Origin of the sequence: Lactobacillus gasseri ATCC 33323 = JCM 1131, from assembly GCF_000014425.1 — a bacterium.
GTDB classification, from domain to species: domain Bacteria; phylum Bacillota; class Bacilli; order Lactobacillales; family Lactobacillaceae; genus Lactobacillus; species Lactobacillus gasseri.
Genome location: NC_008530.1, coordinates 1494640 through 1515117 on the forward strand (window position 1 = coordinate 1494640; position 20478 = coordinate 1515117).

Consider the following 20478-nt stretch of genomic DNA (forward strand, 5'->3'; position numbering starts at 1 on the left):
TGCGAGGTGCTTTTGAAAGTTACCTCGCATTTTTATTTTGTGTTCAAATTTTCAAAAAATTTCAAAATTTTTTTGTCCCTCTTCTCCTCCCATTCTCATGCAATTTTTCCCAATACAAATAACAATCTATAGTGCTTTTATCCAGGAAAAATACTAGATATTGTGTTATCCTCTTAAGTGTCGACAAGATATTGTACTTTAGGGAGAGATAAAAATATGTCTGATTTGAGAATCACACTTGATCCAGATTTCATTGCACAAACTAAAAAAGAAGTTACTCCTCACTGGGGTGAGTTAGGCTGGGTTACTTATAAACGTACCTATGCTCGCTGGCTTGATGATAAAAATCGCTCTGAAAATTGGGACGAAACTGTTAAACGCGTGATCGAAGGTAATATTAATCTTGACCCTCGTTTAAAAAATAATCCTAGTAAAAAAACCATTCACGAGTTAACAGCTGAAGCTAAGCAATTATTCCGCCTAGTCTACGGCCTAGCTGCTACTCCATCTGGTCGTAACTTATGGATTTCAGGGACTGACTACCAAAAGAGAAATGGTGATTCACTGAACAACTGCTGGTTTATTTCCATTCGTCCACAAAAATACGGTAATAGCCATATCGTTCCTGCTTATCTTACACAAGATCAAGTCGCACCATCGATGCCTTTTTCATTTTTATTCGACCAATTAATGAAAGGCGGCGGCGTAGGCTTTTCTGTAGTTGACGAAAACATCAACCAAATTCCAAAGCTTGATCAAAAAGTAGACTTAACTATCGTCATTGACAAGCAAAGTAAGTCCTATGATGCATCCCTCAAGTTAGGTGCTACTGATCTTGATGAATGGAAAAAAACTAATCAAGAAAAAGAAGATTACATTTACTACAAGCTCCCTGATACTCGCGAAGGTTGGGTCTTAGCAAATGCTCGTTTAATCGACATGCATTTCAATTCAACTAATCCTGAGAACAAGAAAAAACTAGTACTTGATATCAGCGATATCCGCCCTTATGGAGCTAAGATTCATGGATTCGGTGGTACAGCTTCCGGCCCAATGCCACTAATTGAAATGCTTTTTGATATTAATCAAATTCTTAATGAGCGTGCTGGTCAAAAATTAACTGCAGTTGACGCAACTGATATTTGCAACTTAATTGGTAAAACCGTCGTTGCTGGTAACGTTAGAAGAAGTGCAGAACTAGCACTTGGTTCAAGCAATAACCAAGACTTCATTACTATGAAGCAAGATAAAAAGAAACTTTACCACCACCGCTGGGCATCAAATAATAGTGTTGCAATTAATTCTGAGTTTGATAACTACCAACCAATTGCTGACAGTATTTTACATAACGGTGAACCTGGTGTTGTTAACCTGGAATTATCCCGTAACTACGGACGCATCAAAGATGGCTATCAAGCTGGAATTGATGGTGAAGTTGAAGGAACTAACCCTTGTGGAGAAATTTCCTTAGCTAACGGTGAACCATGTAACTTGTTTGAAGTCTTTCCTTTTATTGCTCAAAAACAAGGTTGGGATCTGAAAGAGGCATTTAAACTCGCTGCTCGCTACACCAAGCGTGTCACCTTTAGTCCATATGACTGGGAAGTTTCTCGTAAGATCATCAACAAAAATCGCCGGATTGGTGTTTCAATGTCTGGTATTCAAGATTGGATTTTATCTACTTTTGGCCATCGCGTAGTGACTGGATTTAAGACTGCTACTGATTCAGAAACTGGTAAAGAAATTAAAGATCCAGTTTACGACCCTGAAATTATTAAAACAGTCGATGGTCTCTACCAAGCTGTTGTTGACGCTGACAAAGATTACAGCCAAGAACTAAACTGCAATACTTCAATTAAGCACACTACAGTTAAGCCATCTGGTACTGTTGCTAAACTTGCTGGAGTTTCTGAAGGGATGCATTTCCACTATTCTGGCTACTTAATTCAACGCATTCGCTTCCAAGAAACCGATCCCCTTCTTCCAGCATTAAAAGATTGCGGCTATAGAACTGAGCCTGATATTTACACCCCACATACAATCTGCGTTGAATTTCCAATTAAAGCAGCCAATGCTGACAGCGATAACTTCGCTTCTGCTGGAACTGTTTCAATTGCGGAACAATTTGCTACTCAAGCTTTCTTACAAACTTACTGGTCAGATAATGCGGTAAGCTGTACTATTACTTTTCAAAATGATGAAAGCGACCAAATAGCTCCATTACTACATCAATATCGTTATGCAATTAAATCTACTTCACTTCTGCCTTACTATGGTGGCTCCTTAAAACAAGCTCCAAAAGAGCCAATTAGTAAGGAAAAATATGAGAAAGCAGATAACCACATTACTGGTAATGTTGAAATAGTTTTTGAACAAACTAACGAAGATCAAAAGGGGCTTGAATTAGTGGATCAAAGCGATTGTGATAACGGTGCTTGCCCAATCAAGTAATAAGAGGAGTTTCTAGAAATGAAAAACACTAAAAAGTTAAGTATTTTTGCTACAATTATTTTATTTTTCACTTTCAGTCTAGCTGGCTGTCAAAATAATCAAGAAAAAGCTAAGCCAAAAACTGACCAAATTACGGTTACTTACACACTAAAAGATAATAAAAAGGCTTTTGCTAATAAAAAGGTTCATCTTAAAAAGAATTCTACTGTAGCTACTGGTCTTAAAAAGACCTGGAAAATAAAGAGTCAAAAAGAATTTATCACTGCTATTGATGGTAAAAGTCAAAATCCCCAAAAGAAGATCTACTGGACTTATACGGTAAATGGCAAAATGGTAAACAAAAGTGCCTACCAACAAAAGCTTAAGAACAAGGATAAGGTAGTCTTCACTCGGAGTAAGTATTAATGGCTACCGAAGAACTAGCTGGAACTAAGAGGCTCGCGCTCTTAGGCGTTCTGACCGCCTTATGCGTTGTTTTGAGAATTTTCAAAATTATTCCGGTTCCTAATGTTCAACCTGTTACGACGATTATTATGCTTACTACTCTTTTTGTAAGTGGAGGGATGGGATTTGCCCTAGCTATCTTAACCATGATTATTTCTAATATTTTTCTTGGCTTTGGCATTTGGACAATTCCGCAAATTCTTGCTTACGGTGGTTGCGTTTTAACAATTCTGCTATTTAAAAAGCTAACTCCCCTAACGAAATGGTTCTGGCTGCAATTAGCTCTGGTCGCATTTTTAGGAATTGAATATGGTATTTTAGTAGATTTAGGAATGACGATTTTCGGTGGTTTACCAGCCTTTATTGCATACTGGGCAGGTAGTATTTTATTTGATACCTATCATGCAATCGGCAATGTTGTTTTTTACTTACTTCTATATAAACCTATCTCCTTAGCACTGCAGCACTTCTTTGAGGATTAAATATGACACTTAAAATTTATACTAAAGTTGGCGACCAAGGTAAAACTAAACAAGTTAGTGGCAAGATGGTGCCAAAATATGATTTACAAATTGAAACTCTGGGCAATCTTGATGAACTTCAATCTTACTTAGGCGTAGTAATCGCTAACTTATCAGATAATTGCCAGGTTCTAAAAGATGAATTACAAAAAAGGCAAAAAGAACTCTATCAGTTCCAAGCTGATATTGTCGTTAGACGACACCAAGAAATTACTCCAGATAAGGTCAAAGAATTAGAAAATAGAATTGATAAGATTACACGGCAATATCCTAGGATTCCAGCTTTTATCCTTCCTGGTGGCTCAACCACCGCTGCCAATTTGCAGTATAGCCGCACATTGGCACGGCGCGCTGAACGTTCACTAGTTGAACTAAATGATAAAAAGCAGCCAATTTCGCCTTTTAATCTGGAATATATTAATCGTCTATCTGACTATCTCTTCACGCTAGCTCGCTACGCTAATGTCTTAGATGGATATCAAGAAGTCAAAAGCAAATAAAAATGAACTCCGTTAGAATAATGATATAGTCCTACTTTAGTAGACAGTACAAATATATAAAGTTGTACTATCTATGAAAGTAGGACTTTTTTGTATGTCTAGAAAAAGTAAATTTAGTTATGAAATCAAACTTAAAGCAATTAAAAAATATTTAAATGGTGAAGCATCCGTGCTTTCAATTGCGAAACTTATAGGAGCTGATGAATCTACACTTCGACATTGGATACATGCATTCAAAGCTCAAGGTCCAGAAGCTTTAAAACCACATAACAATAATCAGAGATATAGTAAAGAGTTCAAATTAAAGTGTGTGGCTGCCTATTTAACTGGTAAAGGATCATATAATTCACTTACACATAAATTTTGTCTACGAAGTTCTAATCAATTAAAGCAATGGGTTATCAAGTATAATAGTCATCAAGAACTTAAGGATTACAATCCTGCTCCGGAGGCTTACATGACTAAGATAAAAAAGACAACTCTAGAAGAACGTAAACAAATAGTTGAATACTGTAAGGATCATGAATGGAATTATAAAGAAGCTGCACTTAAATTTGGCTGTAGTTATGCTCAAGTATATAACTGGTCTAAGAAATATAGAGAGCAAGGGTTTAAGAGCTTAGAAGACAGACGTGGCCGTCATTTAAAAGTCACTAAACTATCTGAAACTCAAAGACTAAAGCGTGAAGTCGAGCAGCTTAAAAGAGAAAATAAGCTCAAAGACCAACAGATAGCCTTCTTAAAAAAAGTGAAGGAATTAGAAAGGATGTGTTTATTGGACAACCAAAGCAAAGACAAATAGCACTTAAACAAAAGCAGCGATACTCTCTTTATAGCTTGATTAAAGAATGTCATCAGGAATATTTGAATGGATGTGTAAACAAGCTCATGTTGCCCGTTCAGCCTACTACAAATGGCTTAATCATAAGCCAAGTAAGCGTGAAGAGCGAGATCAAAAGATTCTTAAACGCATTAAAGAAATAGCTAAGAGTAACAACAGCCTTTTTGGATCCCCTAAGATGACTATGGCCTTAAATAAGGAACTAGCGGATTGTGAAGGTAAAATATATCGAAGAACTGTAGCTCGTTATGTGTGTTAACGGCATCTATACTAGTAAGCCAAGATTTCATAAAACATATCACTATAAAGCATCTAGACCTGAAGAAACTTCCGCAAATATATTACATAGAGACTTTAATGCCAATAAGCCTAATGAAAAATGGTGTACTGATATTACTGAAGAAAAGATTCCTGGAACAAGTCAAAAGATTTATCTCTGCACTATATTTGATCTTTATGACAGATTTCCTGCAAGAGCTAAAAGAACATGGTATGTCACAATCAATGTCGAGAGTAAGCCGCTGTATTAATAATGGACCAATGGAAGGTTGGCAAGGTTTAATCAAAGAAATGAGAGTTGTTCTTTATCCTAATGTAAATAGTTATGAAGATATGGAAGAAGCTTTTAAAGCAACTATTGAATACTATATTAATTATGACCCTCAAGAACGTTTCAATGGTAAAACTACAGGCCAAGTAAGACGAGAAGCTAAGGACAATCCAGAAAATATAATTTCATATCCAATAAAGCAAGATAAGAGATATAAAAACTTTTGGAAGAAGATCGATGAAAAGAAAAATCAGCTCGCATAATAGCGAGCTGATTAAGCTAATTAATTTATATATTTTAACTGTCTACTTGACACGGTACGGATCATACTGAGCCAGGGGCTTTTGAATTAAATTACAAATTTCTTAAGTGCTTTTGCAATACCATTATGATCATTATCATCTGTAACAAAATCAGCTTTTTCTTTAATATCTTCAATTGCATTACCCATCGCAATTTTCTTAAAGCTGGGATTTTCAAACATCGAGACATCATTACCTTGATCACCAAAGACCATGACGTCTTCTGGACTAATCTTTAACCGCTCTGCTAGGTTCATCAAGGCATTGCCCTTTGAAGCTCCAATGCCATTTAATTCAATACAATTATCTAAGCTGCGAACAATATCGTAAGATTCAAAGGCCCAGTAAGGAATAGAATTCCAAAGTTTTTCAATTTGATCGCTACCTTTTGGACAAGTAAAGCCTACTTTATTGAAGGTAAAATCTTGCGGAATCTCTTTTCGTTCACGAACTCTAATTTCATTATCAGTCAAAGCTGCATTAATTTGCATTTGCACTGACAGATCGCGGTCTAAGGTCCAGAAACGTTCAGTCGTTTCAAAGTGCAAGTTCACATGGGCAAGACGTTGCAGACGAAGCATTACTTCAAAATCACGATAGTCCATCTCCTGACTCATTAAAACTTTTCCAGACAAGTCTTGAACAACAGCACCGTTAAAAACGACTGCGTATTCTTTTGATCCTTCAAGTCCCAACTGCGTTTCAAATGGCATCACGCCAGAAAGAGGACGTCCTGAAGCAAGAACCACTTTAATCCCCATACCATGCGCTACTTGCAAAGTTCTTAAAGTCTCAGGTGAAATTGCGTTACCACTATTGAGCAAAGTTCCGTCTAAGTCTACTGCAACTAATTTAATCGCCATACATACTCCTATCTACCAAATATTAAATAGAAAATTACATTTAACAACAATCCTAGCAGGGCGTAGCAAGCAGCCGCTTCCACTTTGATTTTCTCTTTCTTTACTAAATATACCAAACTAGCAATAAACCCTATTAAAGGAAAAACAACATAAAAAATCATTGCCCATTCAGTAATTCCATTAATATCTGTATTTAAATGATGAACAAGATTCTTCATTTTTCTCCTCCTACAAAAAATAGAGACTAACAAATTATTAGTCTCTATTTTATATTAACCAACATAAAATTCAATATGCTGCTTCAGATTTTCAAAATCAATTGGTAGATGACCACCAATTTCACCATCTAAATTAACGGGAATTGGTTCTTTGTCTTTACTGTCATCTAGTAATTCTACTTTTAAGTATCTAGTCTTAGTATAGATAATTTGCGGATCATTAACATGATTTCCATTTAAGGCCATCGCCATTAACCGTAAAACATCTACTGGATTTGCAGTTTTAACCACGATTAATTGGAACAAACCATCGGATAATTGTGCATCAGGCATAATACGCTCAAAACCACCGATTGAATTAGTCATTCCCAAAAGAAACATTGATAAGTTTCCTTCATAGACACCATCATCATAGGTTAAACGCATCTTGTTACTGCTTATTTTTGGTAACATTTCTGCTCCCTTTAAGAGGTATGCACTATAGCCTAATACCGACTTCACTTCTGAAGGGACGCCATAAGTTAATTCAGTCAATGAACCACTAGCCGCAATGTTCATAAAATATTGCTTACCAGCACGTCCAATGTCCATCTTTTGCGTTTTACCTGTCAAAATCACTTTAGCGGCATCGACTAAATTATCTCTTGGAATTTTTAAAGCTCGAGCAAAATCATTCGTTGTTCCTGCTGGAATAACAGCTAGTCTAGGTCTTTTTTCTAGGGGAGCCACACCATTAACTACTTCGTTAATCGTTCCGTCTCCACCAGCACCTACTATCAAATCAAAACCAGCTAGGGCGCATCTTTTTGCTTCATTTTGAGCAGACAAAGGTTCTGGCGTAGTTCTAAAGGCACTAGCTTCAAACCCAGCCTGTTCTAATACGTTTAAAATATCTGCAACATTTTGAAGCATTTGCTCGTGACCTGATACAGGATTATAAATTAATCTTGCTTTTTTCGTCATCGCCTTTCGCCTCCCTAAAATGATTAACGGCTTTGAAGTTCCTTATTAAGCAATTGATTAACAACCTTAGGGTTAGCCTTACCACGAGTTTGCTTCATGATTTGACCAACTAAGAATCCAATTGCACGATCCTTACCATTCTTGAAGTCTTCAACAGATTGTGGGTTATCATCAACAACCTTAGTTACCATTGGCCCAAGAACAGAAACATCTGATAATTGAACCATACCCTTATCTTCAACATATTTCTTAGGATCAGTTCCATTTTCAATAGATTCCTTGAAGACTTTCTTAGCAATCTTGGATGAAATAGTTCCATCTTTGATCATCTTGATCATTTCAGCTAAGTGCTCTGGAGTTAATTTAATATCTGCAATACCAACTTGGTTTTCATTCAAGTAACCATTAACTTGAGTATTCAACCAGTTAGCAGCTAAAGTTGGATCAGCACCAGCAGCTACTGCAGCATCGTAGAAATCACTTGATTCCTTAGTTTGCAAAATAACGTCAGCATCGTATTCCTTAATGCCATATTCTTTAACGTAGCGCTTGCGACGTTCAAATGGTGATTCAGGTAAACTTTCTGCAATTTCATCGATCCAGCTTTGCTTAATGTGGTAAGGTGCAATATCTGGTTCTGGGAAGTAACGGTAATCTGCATCGCCTTCCTTAACACGCTCTAAGACAGTCTTACCAGTAGCTTCATCAAAACGACGAGTGGAAAGTTGAACTCTACCACCAGAAAGAAGTACTTGTTGTTGACGCTTCTCTTCATAAGCAAGAGAACGACGAACGTGGTCAAATGAGTTCAAGTTCTTCATTTCAACCTTAGTACCAAGCTTTTCTTGACCAGCAGGACGGATAGAAATGTTGGTATCAACACGCATTGAACCTTCTTCCATCTTAACGTCAGATGCACCAGTAAATTGAACGATCTGACGTAATTTAGTCAAGTATGCGTAAGCTTCTTCTGGATCTTCCATATCAGGTTCAGAAACAACTTCAAGAAGTGGAACACCCTGACGGTTTAAGTCAACGTATGAATAACCATTAGCTCCGTGAGTGTTCTTACCAGCATCTTCTTCGATGTGCATTTCGTGAATACCAATGCGCTTCTTCTTGCCGCGAACTTCAACTTCAATGTAACCATCGCGAGCAAGTGGTTGGAAGAACTGAGTAATTTGGTAAGCCTTAGGGTTATCTGGGTAGAAGTAGTTCTTACGGTCAAAATGAGTTACAGGCAAAATATGTGAATGAGTTGCCAAGGCAACCATGATACCAAGACGATAAACATCTTTATTCAAACGAGGTAAGACACCAGGCATTGCCCAGTCAATAACATTAGTTTCAGTGTTTGCTTCAGCACCATAAGTAACTGGTGATGGAGAAAAAATCTTACTCTTTGTTTTTAATTCGAAGTGGACTTCTAGACCAATAGTCGATTTAAAATTCATTAATTAATCCTCCATTCCTGTAGGTGTTTTTTCGTAGAATTTGTTATTACGTTCAATGAAATCAGCAACCTTAAATACAGTACCTTCATCAAAACGTTTAGCCATAATTTGAAGACCAGCAGGCATTCCATCAACTAAACCTGCAGGTACGCTAGCTGCTGGGATACCAGCTAAGTTAGCTGAAATGGTTAAGATATCGTTGTTGTACATCTTAATTGGGTCTGAAATTTCTTCACCAATACCAAATGCTGGTTCAGTAGTAGTTGGTCCAACAATAACATCATTTTCTTCAAAAATTTTCTCAAAGTCACGGCAAATTAATGTTCTAACTTGAGCAGCCTTCTTGAAGAATTCGTCATATGCACCTGCTGATAAAGCAAATGAACCTAGCATAATACGACGCTTAACTTCGTCGCCAAAACCTTCACTTCTAGATTTAACGTAAACGTCTAATAAGTTCTTCGTATCCTTTGCACGGTAGCCATAACGAATACCATCGTATCTTTGAAGGTTTGAAGAAGCTTCACTAGAGGCAACAATGTAGTAAGTAGGAACAACATACTTAGTATGTGGCAAAGAAACTTCGTTAATAACTGCACCAGCGTCCTTCAAAACATCAATTTGCTTTTGGATAGCATCACGCATTTCGCCGTCAACAGCATCCATGTATTCCTTAGGAACAGCTACGCGTAAACCTTTAACGTCTTGACCTAGGAAGCTAGTAAAATCAGGTACTTCTTTTTCTGAAACAGTTGCGTCATGTTCATCAGGACCAGCAATTACGTTTAATACCTCTGCTGAATCCTTAACACGTTTACTCATAACACCGATTTGGTCTAATGAAGAACCAAAGGCGATCAAGCCCCAACGTGATACGCGACCATAAGTTGGTTTAATACCAAAAATACCGTTAAAAGCAGCTGGTTGACGAATAGAACCACCAGTATCAGAACCAAGAGCTGCTACAACTTCACCACTAGCAACTGCAGCTGCAGAACCACCAGATGAACCACCAGGAACTTTTTCTAAGTCCCATGGATTACGAGTTGCACCGTAGTAAGAATGTTCAGTAGATGAACCCATTGCAAATTCATCCATGTTAGTCTTACCAACAAAAGTTGCTTGAGCCTTCTTTAACTTGCTAATTACAGTTGCATCATAAACTGGCATGTAATTGCAAAGAATATGACTAGCTGCAGTAGTCTTCATACCATTAGTAATGATATTGTCCTTGATTGCAATTGGGATACCAGCCAATTTATTTTTAGCAAAATCTAAATTTTCTGCTGGCTTTGCATCATCGTCAACAGTAATCCAGGCATTAATCTTTTTGTCTGTTTCTTTAATATTTTTAACTGTTTCCTTAGCTAAGTCTTCAGCTGTTATTTCGCCATCTTGTAATTTTTTATTTAATGAGTCAATGTTTTCATTTAAGTAATTCATTATTCATTATCATCCTTATCAATAATTACTGGCACCTTAATGAAGCCATCAGCTTTTTCAGGAACATTCTTCATTAATTCTGCGCGACTTTTCCAATGTTCAGGCTTGTCTTCTCTAAAATCAGTCTCTCGATCAACAACTTGAACAGTTTCAGGAACTCCTTCAGTATCAACTTCAGCTAATTGATGTGCCATATTGATAATGTCACCCATTTGTTCAGTAAACTTATCAATTTCGTCTTCACCAAACTCAAGTCGAGATAGTGTTGCAACGTGATTGATTTCATCTTTTGTAATTTTCACCGTTTGCCTCCTATTCACCGCCAAAGACGTGGACATAATAACTATCGTCTGCGGAATTCTTAGCGATTAATGCCTGTGTATCATTAACAGAATTAATCTTAATTTCTATTGGTGCATCTTTAGGTAAGTACTTCTTAGCAGCTGAGAGCACAAGTCGTGAGAAACTCTCGATCTGTGCATAGCCAAAGAATTGCGTAGTTACAGTAATGTTCATCTGCGTCAAGGTCTTATTTTGATAACGAACAGTTGCTGTTACCCCACTAATATTAGGGAAATATCCTTGAATAGCAGCCTTAAAATCACTAAATGAAGCTGCATCAGTAGAATTAATTGCTTTTTCACTTCCAACAGTCGGTAGCACTTGACTACGATTATTGACTGTTTTCCAATCATTTATTTTACTACTATTTGCATTAGCAATTCCATATGCAAAGTAATTTCCACCTACAAGGGAATCTTTACTGGTCTTACTAAATAGTCCAACTAGAATTGGGATATCCTTCAATCCCTTCTTTTTACGTAAGTAAGAAACTAGCTTGTTAGCTGCTTCCTTACCAAAAGTTTCCTGTTCTGCACGAGAAATATCCTTATGATATTGTGGACCATCTTTAACTTTTTGATAGTAATCAACTGAGTTAAGGGCTAAACCTACACTCATACCACCCATTTTGTAACTAGAATTAGATTTAGTCAAAAAATCTTGTTCCAAAATTTGGTCTAAAATGATCGGATTATACGAATCTTTTTTGGTACTCTTTTCTGCATTTAAACCATCTGCATTGCTCTTAGACTTTCTTCCTAGCCAATCGGTCGCATCTGCCACAGAAATTTTTTGCCCTTCTTGGAAGACATACTTACTACTTGAAAAAGTATTTTGAGATAAGTTTATTAATCCAGATTCTAAAGCACGACCATCAACATTATTATCGCTAGTATTTTCAGTTGTACCTTCGATAGGACTAGTTACATATTCACCATCTTTTAAAAGAACATTATAACCATTCTTATTTGTACTAGTCGTTTGATAGCTCTTCTTCTTAGTTGTTGAAGTTGTGGGATTATTGGCAAGATCAGAATTTTTTAAATTGCCACATGCACTTAAACTCAAACCAGTTGCTACTAGCAGTGCTATTTGCAAAAATCTTTTCAATTTATTTTTCCTTCTTAATTCTTTATTTTTCAATTTTTGCAATTGCTTCTTGTTCAGTTAACATTGGAACTTGAAGTTTTTCAGCCTTATCTTTCTTAGAACCGGCATCTGCACCATAAATTAAATAGTCTGTCTTCTTAGATACTGATCCAGTTACTTTAGCTCCAAGATCTTGCAGTTTCTTAGTAAATTCACTTCGAGTAAAGTCTGATAATTTTCCAGTTAGAACAACAGTCTTTTCTTTAAAGAAATTATCTGGTGCTTCTTCTTCAACAGTTCCTAAATATTCCATATTTAATCCACTGTCGCGCAACTCTTGCAACAACTTTTGCGCACTTGGCTGATTAAAATATGCTGTTAACGATTCCGCAATCGTCTCTCCTATTGTATCGATACTTGTTAATTCTGGCACTGTTAATTGACTAACCTTTTCCAAATTTTTATATTTTTCCAAAATTAATCTAGCAGCTTTAGCACCGACATGATCTATTCCAAGACCAAATAGTAATAATTCAGCTGAATTTTGCTTACTATTCTCAATTGACGTTAACAAATTAGTAATTGACTTATCTTTAAAATGATCTAACTGACTTAATTGCTCATTAGTTAAATGATATAAGTCGGCTACATCATTGACAAAATTCTTATCAATTAACTGTTTTACGATTCGCGGACCTAGTCCCATGATGTTCATCGCACCGCGTGAAGCAAAGTGGATAATTCCTTCTTCAACTTGTGCTGGACACATTGGATTGATGCAGCGAAGTGCTACTTCGTCTTGTAAGTGAACCAAGTCTTGCCCACAAGATGGACATTTATTAGGAATCTGATAAGGCTCGCTATCTTTAGGTCTTTTATTTAAAACGACACTAGAAATTTCTGGAATAATATCGCCAGCCTTGTGCAATTTAACTGTGTCGCCAATCCGTACTCCCTTTTCTCTTAAGTAATCAGGATTGTGCAAAGAAGCGCGTGAAACAACAGTACCAGCGAGTTGAACAGGATCCATTACCGCAGTTGGCGTTACTACTCCAGTTCGACCAACTGTCCATTCAATCTCTTTGACTACCGTTTCTTGTTCTTCAGGAGGAAACTTATAGGCAATTTCCCAGCGCGGTACTTTGACGGTATTTCCTAATTCATTTTGTAAGCTCAAATCGTCAACTTTTAAAACAATTCCATCAATACCATAGCTTAAATCGTTACGCTTAGCAGTATATTCATCAATAAACTTAAATACTTCATCCATTGATTCCAGACGCTGGCCAGTTTGATTGGTGTGAAAACCTAAGCGATTCATTTCATCAATTGCCTGGTGCTGACTAGTAATGTTTTTTGGCGGATTAACCCAAGTATAAATAAAAGTACTCAAGTTTCTCTTTTTAGTAATCCGCGCATCTAATTGCCTTAAAGAACCAGCAGCTGCATTTCTAGGATTAGCAAATACCTGCTCCCCTTTTTCATCACGTTCCGCATTTAATTTGGCAAATGCTTCTTTTTCCATGTAGCATTCACCGCGAACCTCAGTTGTTAAAGGCTCAGGCAAAGTTTGGGGAATATCCTTAATAAACTTAGCATTAGCTGTCACATCTTCACCAACACGGCCATTTCCTCTAGTAGATGCACGTGTTAATTTCCCAGCTGTATATTCTAACGACAAAGATAAGCCATCAATTTTTAATTCAACGTTGTAAGCCACAGGATGACCAACTAGCTTTGTAATTCTTTCATCAAATTCTTTGAGCTCATCTTTTGAAAAAACATCCCCCATTGAAAGCATTGGAACGGGATGTTCCACTTTAGAAAGGTCACTCTTGATCTCACCACCAACTCGCTGCGTAATTGAGTCAGATGTTACTAGGTCAGGAAACTGCTTTTCTAATTCTACTAGTTCTTGATAAGCCTTGTCGTAAACCGCATCTTCAACTACTGGTGCGTCTTTTGCGTAATAATCTTCTGCCCATTCATCGAGCTTTTTTCTTAATTCATCGACTTTCTGAGAAGCCTGATTGTGAGTTAAAACTGCCATTATCTCAGTCCTTATCTAAATCAAACTACTTTAATCTCATTATATCTTTTTAATTGGTGCAAAGGCAGCTAAAAGGCGCTTTACTCCTTGACTAGCAAAAGCAATATCTAATTCCATATCTTCTCCGCTGCCGTTAACTTTGACGACAACGCCTTTTCCCCAGGCCTTATGAGAAACTTGATCGCCAACATTCCAAGACTTCTTGTCCGCACCAACTGCACCGCTAGCCTTCTTAGCAGTTTCAATTCTAGTTTTTGGACGGTAAACTTGAGAAGTTGCACGTTCACTACTTTTAGCAAAAGGAATCGACATTGCAGAATTAGACTGAACTTGGTTAACAAATTCTAGATCTTTATCTTCAATTTCATCAATAAAGCGAGATGGCTGGTTATTTTGCGGACGGCCGTACATCGTTCTAGAAAAGGCATTCGTGATGTAAAGTTTCTTTTCAGCACGGGTAATACCTACATAGGCTAAACGACGTTCTTCTTCAAGTTCACTTGGATCGCCTGTCGCTCTTGAAAGCGGGAAAAGTCCTTCTTCCATGCCAACCAAAAAGACAACTGGAAACTCTAATCCTTTAGCTGCATGAAGCGTCATTAAAGCTACCTGATTATCTTGATTTTCTAAATCATCTTGATCGCTTAAAAGTGAAATTTCTGAAAGAAAATCGCCTAAGGCAGTCGAATCTTCATCTTCTGGCTCATAATTATCATCAAAACGCTTAGTAACGGTTAAGAATTCGTTCAAGTTTTCTAATCTAGTATCGGCTTCAATTGTATGTTCATTCTCTAAAGCTTCTTTATAGCCAAAGTCAGCTAGTAATTTTTCAGTTAAACCAGTTACGCTATGCGTCTTACTGTATTCAATTGCATCCTTTAAAGCAGTCCCAAAAGTTGCTAAAGTCTTAGCCGGACGACCTGTAATTGGTGCTAAACTTAAATTCTTAAATGTTTCTTCAACTGTGAAGTCATTATCATTAGCAAAGCCGTTAAATTTAGCCATCGTTGTTGGCCCTAATCCACGCTTAGGCACATTAATAATTCGATTAAAGCTCATCGAATCAGCAGGGTTTGCTACAACCTTTAAATAGGCCAAGATATCTTTAATTTCTTTTCGATCATAGAATTTATGACCGCCAACAATTCGGTAAGGAATGTTTGATTTAACTAAAGCTTCTTCGACGTTACGAGATTGAGCATTTGTGCGGTAAAGAACCGCAAAATCCTTGTAGTCTCTGTGATGCTCTTTTATTTCTTCGTTGATCTTTGAAACAATAAAGAGTGCTTCATCGTTACCACTTTGAGCACGATAATAGTTGATCTTATCACCATCGCCCTTATCAGTCCAAAGCTTTTTAGGCTTACGATTTTGATTATTCTTAATAACTGAATTAGCAGCATCTAAGATATGACCAGTCGAACGATAATTTTGTTCAAGTTTAATCGTATTAACTTCATCATCTTGATAGTCATGCTCAAAATTAAGAATATTTTCCATATTAGCTCCGCGCCAACCATAGATTGACTGGTCCGCATCCCCAACAACACAAATATTCTTATACTGAGCAGCTAGTGCCACACAAAGTTGATATTGAGCTTCATTTGTATCCTGATACTCATCAACTAAAATATAGCGGAACTTATTTTGGTAATAATGAAGCGTTTCTTTATCTTTCTTAAACAAGACTAGCGTTTGCATAATCAAGTCATCAAAATCCATAATTTGATCACGCTTTAAGCGGTGCTGATATTCCGCATAAACTTGCGCTGTTACCTTTTCAAAGGGACTAGTTGCTTGCGCTTTGAAATCTTTGGGTGTAAGCAAGTCATTTTTACCATTAGAAATAGCACCTAAAATTGCTTTGGGATCATACATTTTAGGATTAATATTAAGATCTTTTTCAATTCGCTTAATTAAAGTTAACTGTTCCGCCGAATCAGCAATTGAAAAGTTATTAGAATAACCGATCTTTTCTGCATCACGGCGTAAAATTCTCACGCATAAGGCGTGAAAAGTTGACATCCAAACACTATCAGCAGCTGGCCCTAAAAGTTTTTGGACACGTTCTTTCATTTCAGTTGCAGCCTTATTGGTAAAAGTAATGGCTAAGACATTCCATGGCGCAACGCCTTTTTCTTCAATTAAATAGGCAATTCGACGTGTTAAAACTGATGTTTTTCCACTACCAGCTCCAGCAACTACTAAAAGTGGACCCTCAGTACACTGCACAGCTTTTTTTTGCTGCGGATTTAATTCTGCAAGAATTGTTTCTTCGCTCATTGCTTCTCTCTTTCCTGATAACCTAAACACTAAAATAGACTTGTCTATTATAACAAAAAACGACGATAGCTTTTACCTTAACTATCATCGTTTTAGAATTAATCATATTGCGTTAAATTGAACTCTTTAATTAAATCAATTAGCTTTTTGGCATAACCTGGATCAGTCGCATAACCATCTGTTTCTAAAGCTTGCGCTTGACTTATATAATCCTTAGCAGCTAAAACATGCTGATATTGATTTTTATTCCAGCTAGTTCCATTCACAAATAGCCGCGTATGTGCCTGAATAGATTCTTCATAAGAATTATAAACTTGAAAACGGCCAGTTACAGTTTCCCAGTGATCATTAACAAACTCTGAAGTCGTCAACTCCCGACTAGTATTAGGATCAGTTCCCTTGACGCCAAACAAATTATAATATTTTTTTGAAAGTTCGCTTTGACCAAAATTACTTTCTAAGCATGCTTGCGCAATGGTAACACTTGGAAATAAACCATAAGGCTTATCTGCTCTTTGAGCAATCGGAGCTACTATTTTAATAAACCTTTCTTTACTTTGAAGAGCACGTTCCTTTTCTAATCGCGCTTGCCTTAATTGTTCATTAACTGCGACCTCGTGACGCCAGTACAAAAAGCCTGATAAAATTACTACCAAAGTAAAGCAAATAGCAAAAGCTCTTGCAATTACATATTGAATATTTTTTTGACGGCGTCTACGTGGCATTTTAACTCATCTTCCTTTTCATTACTTGCTTCAAAGGCATTGTAATTGCTGGAGTAAGGATAGCAGTAAAGATTGCTTCTACAACGCCATTAACACCTAAAACACTTAATAATATTGCAATTAAAGGAGCTGAATTTTGAGTTTGACCTAAGCTTTGAAGTAAAGCAGCTGGATTATTCATAAACCATAAACTAGTAATACTAATCACCAATAAAGTATTAGCAAGTGACGTACATAAGCCAGCAATTGTATAAACAATTGTCTTTTGAAGTTTTGATTCATCTCTTGCAGCTTGACCGATCATCCCAGCAATAAAGCCAGCTGCTGCACGTGGAATTAAAGCAATAAAGATATTTCGGAACAGCAACATGCTGACAATATCGCCAGGTTGCGTATAAGCGACAAATAAACTTAATAAACCCCAAAATAAACCAATCGACGTACCAAAACCAGGTCCCATTAAGCAACCAGCTAAAGCAACGGTTAGGGGAATAGTTGTAATTGAAGGTAATCCCGGTAAGATTCTAATGTAGCCAATGTAAGGAACAAAAGTTTGAACCAAAATAATTGCAACAAAAATAGCACTAATGGCGATTCTAAAAGTCTTTTTATTAATCATAGTCTTTCCTAGCTTTATCAAGTATAACTTTAACAAAAAAGGAAGCCGCATTTGCGACTTCCTTTTCTTAGTGGTGCGGGCGAGAAGACTCGAACTTCCACGATCTAAAAGCGATCACAAGATCCTTAGTCTTGCGCGTCTGCCATTCCGCCACGCCCGCGGTACTTAACTAATATACCAAATAATTTTTCTTTTAGCAAATGGAAATTTTATTTTTTACTTATTTCTTCTAACTAATTTCAGTCTTCCACCGCATTTGCCGCAGCGATATCTTCTTGTGTTTACTTTACGAACACGAGGATATCGAAAATGGCAGTCTTCGCATTCATAAAGATAGTTTTTAACTTGTTTGCGTCTTAAACCAATATCAGGCGTATAACGACTACCACCAACCTGAGCTAATAAATTCTTAAAATCACGATTGCGATGCTGATAGCCAAGCCCTGCCAAGTGTAAATGATAATGCGTCAACTCATGCTTAATTATTCCCACTAAGTCTGAACGATATTTTTCATCTAAAAAATGACCATTAATATCAATGTGATGGTCATTGAGGAAATATCTACCTCCAGTTGTTGTCATGCGATTATTAATCTTAACTTCATGCCTGAAAGGAAGGTGAAAATATTTTAATGAAATTTCTTCTACTAATTTTTGTAAGTCTGCTTGATTCATTATTTTCGAATTAATTTTTGATATAAACTTGCCTGTCTTGGAGAGGATATCCTTCTCTTTAGACCGATCACAATTTTTTGCTTTACTGATTGCTGCCCATCTATCCAAGTACCAGTGAACAAGTGAATTGAATACGAGTCTTTACTTGGATTGCATAAAAAGCCATCTGGGTAAACATGAATCCCGTCCTTTAAAAGCTGTTCGCTATTACCTATTTTTAAGCCGTATTTTTCTTTTAAAATATCAGTTACAGACAAACTATTCACACCAGCCATTTGATTATTTTCATCAAAAGTAAACTCTTTGTCTTGATAATAATCAAGAATGTCTTTTATAAATGGGTGATGCGCTTCTGCGCCAAAAATAGCAGCTGACAAGTAGTCATTATTTTCAAAGCCAATAAACGCCTGATTCTTTAAAAGTGGATCTAACTTCTTAAGAACTCTAACATCCGTATCTAAATAAATTCCGCCTTGTTCATAAATCGCACGAGCACGAATATAATCAGACACAAAGGCCCATTTTTTAGCTTGATAAGCTTCTTCAAGATAACGATTTTCATGCATATCAAAATTATCTTCATTCCACTCAATAATTTCATAGTCCGGCAACTTCTTTTTCCAAGTCGCAAGACACTCTTTAATTAATGGCGACTTAGGGTTGCCTCCTACCCAGACGTAATGAATTTTTTTAGGAATCATCTTTTTACCTTTCTAAGAAAGCGGGTTATAAAATCCATGATATCTTGATTAAAATCAAGTTTCATCATAAACATAATTCCAGCATAAATAATTAACATTAAAATTGACTTAACAGCCATATTTACAAAGCTCGACCTAATTAAATTAGGCATGAGCATCCCTGCAATTAACGTAATTATTCCAATCAAGAAGTACTTTGGCACGTCGCTAAACGCATTTTTAAAACTGTAATCATCTCTCACGATCCAAAGCCGCAAAATTAGCACTACAAACTCCGTAATTAAAATTGCCACTGTTGCTCCGCTGGCTCCATATGGTCGATCAAGTAGCGCTGCTAAGACAACTTCGATAATTGCTCCAATCACAACTGGAATCGCATATTCTTTGTCTCTCCTGTTAGCTAGTGCAAACTGATTAGCAAATACTCCACCCATCGGGATCATAATGATTGTTAATGCAAAGAAGAACATCAAAGGCGTCATTGGGATAAACTTTTGACCGAAGAAAAATGGCACAAATTGCTTGGTATTAGCCATAATAATGACTGCAAATAAGGTTCCAAGCATCGTTGTTGCTTCCAGTGACTTCTTTAAGACAACTTTCTGCGTTTCTTTTTCTTCACTAGCCATCTTCGGCATGATAACTAAAGAAATACTAGTAATTACCCCCAAGATCATATTAGAAATTCGCTGCGAATTATCATAAAAGGCCACCTGCGTTGAATTACTAAAAAAGCCCAAAATTGGTTTATCAAGCGACGTATAAATTTGCGTCGCTATCTGCGGAATCATCAAGGTAATGATTGAAACAATAGTGGTCTTATATTTATAAAAATGGTCAACTGGTTTGCCTACATAGCGATGAATATCAAGCCAAAAGACAAAAGATCCCAGCATTGTCGAAACTGACATGATTAAAAAGTATTTCCAAAGATCAGCTGGTGACTTAATTAATAATAAAATCAAAACTACACTAGCCAACTTAACAGCAGTATTTTTTAGCACTACTCGACCAAAATCAGCTAGTCCCTGGAAAAACCAAGAAATATCGACTTGAGCCGAGATCAAATATGGAACCATTAAGATTAAGTAGTTCCAGTATTGAATATGAAAAATGTTGGTAATTAGTAAAGTAATTAAAATAGTCACTAAACCAGCAATTGCTTGAAAATACCATAAACCCCAGAAAGCTTCTGTTAACTCTTGGGGCGTACCATAAGTTCTAGTTCGAGAAACAGTTCGAATTCCAATGTAAGAAACTGACAAAGTACAAAATACCATCAGAAATTGTACTGTATTATTTACACTGCCATAAATACCATAAGTCTTAGGTCCTAAAACCCGAGATAAATATGGAACTGTAATTAACGGTACTAAAACTAAAAAGATCTGATAGACCGCATTATATAAAATATTAAGAAAAGTTCGCTTCACTACTTTTTCCT

General features: G+C 36.6%; 21 protein-coding genes and 1 tRNA gene. 7 read left to right on the forward strand and 15 right to left on the reverse strand.

Annotated features, from left to right (window positions below; all coding sequences use genetic code 11):
* Positions 1-216: 216 nt before the first annotated feature.
* The 7 genes from nrdJ to LGAS_RS09710 all read left to right on the forward strand — a co-directional run bounded on the left by nrdJ (position 217) and on the right by LGAS_RS09710 (position 5570).
* Positions 217-2451, forward strand: coding sequence for a ribonucleoside-triphosphate reductase, adenosylcobalamin-dependent (nrdJ, locus tag LGAS_RS07390; RefSeq protein ID WP_021314961.1), 2235 nt, complete (start codon positions 217-219; stop codon positions 2449-2451).
* An 18-nt stretch (positions 2452-2469) separates the two neighbouring features.
* The gene (locus LGAS_RS07395; RefSeq protein ID WP_003646863.1) at positions 2470-2856 is read left to right on the forward strand and encodes a DUF4430 domain-containing protein; all 387 of its coding nucleotides are present in this window, start codon (positions 2470-2472) and stop codon (positions 2854-2856) included.
* Positions 2856-3377 (forward strand): ECF transporter S component, encoded by a 522-nt coding sequence (locus LGAS_RS07400; protein WP_003652825.1) that lies wholly within the window; start codon positions 2856-2858, stop codon positions 3375-3377. The genes LGAS_RS07395 and LGAS_RS07400 overlap by 1 nt, the downstream gene beginning before the upstream one ends.
* A 2-nt stretch (positions 3378-3379) precedes the next feature.
* Positions 3380-3916, forward strand: a complete 537-nt coding sequence (locus LGAS_RS07405; protein ID WP_003646861.1) for a cob(I)yrinic acid a,c-diamide adenosyltransferase — start codon at positions 3380-3382, stop codon at positions 3914-3916.
* A 94-nt stretch (positions 3917-4010) separates the two neighbouring features.
* Positions 4011-4718 (forward strand): helix-turn-helix domain-containing protein, encoded by a 708-nt coding sequence (locus LGAS_RS07410; protein ID WP_003652827.1) that lies wholly within the window; start codon positions 4011-4013, stop codon positions 4716-4718.
* A 70-nt stretch (positions 4719-4788) separates the two neighbouring features.
* Entirely contained in the window at positions 4789-5016 is a 228-nt protein-coding gene (locus LGAS_RS09705) for an IS3 family transposase (protein ID WP_003652829.1), read from the forward strand.
* 233 nt (positions 5017-5249) lie between these two features.
* A complete protein-coding gene (locus LGAS_RS09710) occupies positions 5250-5570 on the forward strand; it encodes a hypothetical protein (protein ID WP_225792970.1) in 321 nt (106 codons plus the stop codon).
* A gap of 86 nt (positions 5571-5656) precedes the next feature.
* Here the strand turns inward: LGAS_RS09710 and LGAS_RS07425 are convergent, their stop codons facing one another.
* From LGAS_RS07425 to LGAS_RS07495, 15 genes are all read right to left on the reverse strand, one after another.
* The gene (locus LGAS_RS07425) at positions 5657-6472 is read right to left on the reverse strand and encodes a Cof-type HAD-IIB family hydrolase (RefSeq protein WP_003646856.1); all 816 of its coding nucleotides are present in this window, start codon (positions 6470-6472) and stop codon (positions 5657-5659) included.
* A gap of 8 nt (positions 6473-6480) precedes the next feature.
* Positions 6481-6690: a hypothetical protein gene (locus LGAS_RS07430; protein ID WP_003653814.1), complete on the reverse strand. Its 210-nt coding sequence runs from the start codon at positions 6688-6690 to the stop codon at positions 6481-6483.
* Positions 6691-6744: 54 nt separating this feature from the next.
* The gene (locus LGAS_RS07435) at positions 6745-7653 is read right to left on the reverse strand and encodes a diacylglycerol kinase (RefSeq protein WP_003646854.1); all 909 of its coding nucleotides are present in this window, start codon (positions 7651-7653) and stop codon (positions 6745-6747) included.
* Positions 7654-7676: 23 nt separating this feature from the next.
* Positions 7677-9107, reverse strand: a complete 1431-nt coding sequence (gene gatB, locus LGAS_RS07440) for an Asp-tRNA(Asn)/Glu-tRNA(Gln) amidotransferase subunit GatB (protein WP_003646853.1) — start codon at positions 9105-9107, stop codon at positions 7677-7679.
* 3 nt (positions 9108-9110) lie between these two features.
* Positions 9111-10550, reverse strand: a complete 1440-nt coding sequence (gatA, locus tag LGAS_RS07445; RefSeq protein WP_003646852.1) for an Asp-tRNA(Asn)/Glu-tRNA(Gln) amidotransferase subunit GatA — start codon at positions 10548-10550, stop codon at positions 9111-9113.
* The gene (gene gatC / locus LGAS_RS07450) at positions 10550-10852 is read right to left on the reverse strand and encodes an Asp-tRNA(Asn)/Glu-tRNA(Gln) amidotransferase subunit GatC (RefSeq protein ID WP_025012222.1); all 303 of its coding nucleotides are present in this window, start codon (positions 10850-10852) and stop codon (positions 10550-10552) included. Before gatC ends, gatA begins: the two co-directional genes overlap by 1 nt.
* 10 nt (positions 10853-10862) lie before the next feature.
* Positions 10863-12002, reverse strand: a complete 1140-nt coding sequence (locus LGAS_RS07455; RefSeq protein WP_003646850.1) for a CamS family sex pheromone protein — start codon at positions 12000-12002, stop codon at positions 10863-10865.
* Between the two features lie 22 nt (positions 12003-12024).
* The gene (gene ligA, locus LGAS_RS07460; protein WP_011678960.1) at positions 12025-14031 is read right to left on the reverse strand and encodes an NAD-dependent DNA ligase LigA; all 2007 of its coding nucleotides are present in this window, start codon (positions 14029-14031) and stop codon (positions 12025-12027) included.
* A gap of 39 nt (positions 14032-14070) precedes the next feature.
* A complete protein-coding gene (gene pcrA, locus LGAS_RS07465; RefSeq protein WP_025012223.1) occupies positions 14071-16314 on the reverse strand; it encodes a DNA helicase PcrA in 2244 nt (747 codons plus the stop codon).
* A gap of 98 nt (positions 16315-16412) precedes the next feature.
* A complete protein-coding gene (locus tag LGAS_RS07470; protein ID WP_003646849.1) occupies positions 16413-17039 on the reverse strand; it encodes a glycoside hydrolase family 73 protein in 627 nt (208 codons plus the stop codon).
* Between the two features lies 1 nt (position 17040).
* The gene (locus LGAS_RS07475; protein ID WP_003646848.1) at positions 17041-17658 is read right to left on the reverse strand and encodes an ECF transporter S component; all 618 of its coding nucleotides are present in this window, start codon (positions 17656-17658) and stop codon (positions 17041-17043) included.
* A 71-nt stretch (positions 17659-17729) separates the two neighbouring features.
* Positions 17730-17818, reverse strand: a tRNA-Leu gene (locus tag LGAS_RS07480).
* A gap of 56 nt (positions 17819-17874) precedes the next feature.
* The gene (locus tag LGAS_RS07485) at positions 17875-18333 is read right to left on the reverse strand and encodes a SprT family protein (protein WP_003646847.1); all 459 of its coding nucleotides are present in this window, start codon (positions 18331-18333) and stop codon (positions 17875-17877) included.
* Positions 18333-19034 carry a glycosyltransferase family 32 protein gene (locus LGAS_RS07490; protein WP_003646846.1) on the reverse strand — a complete coding sequence of 234 codons (702 nt, stop codon included), beginning with the start codon at positions 19032-19034 and terminating at the stop codon, positions 18333-18335. The genes LGAS_RS07485 and LGAS_RS07490 overlap by 1 nt, the downstream gene beginning before the upstream one ends.
* Positions 19031-20467, reverse strand: a complete 1437-nt coding sequence (locus tag LGAS_RS07495; protein ID WP_003646845.1) for an oligosaccharide flippase family protein — start codon at positions 20465-20467, stop codon at positions 19031-19033. The genes LGAS_RS07490 and LGAS_RS07495 overlap by 4 nt, the downstream gene beginning before the upstream one ends.
* Between the last annotated feature and the right edge of the window lie 11 nt (positions 20468-20478).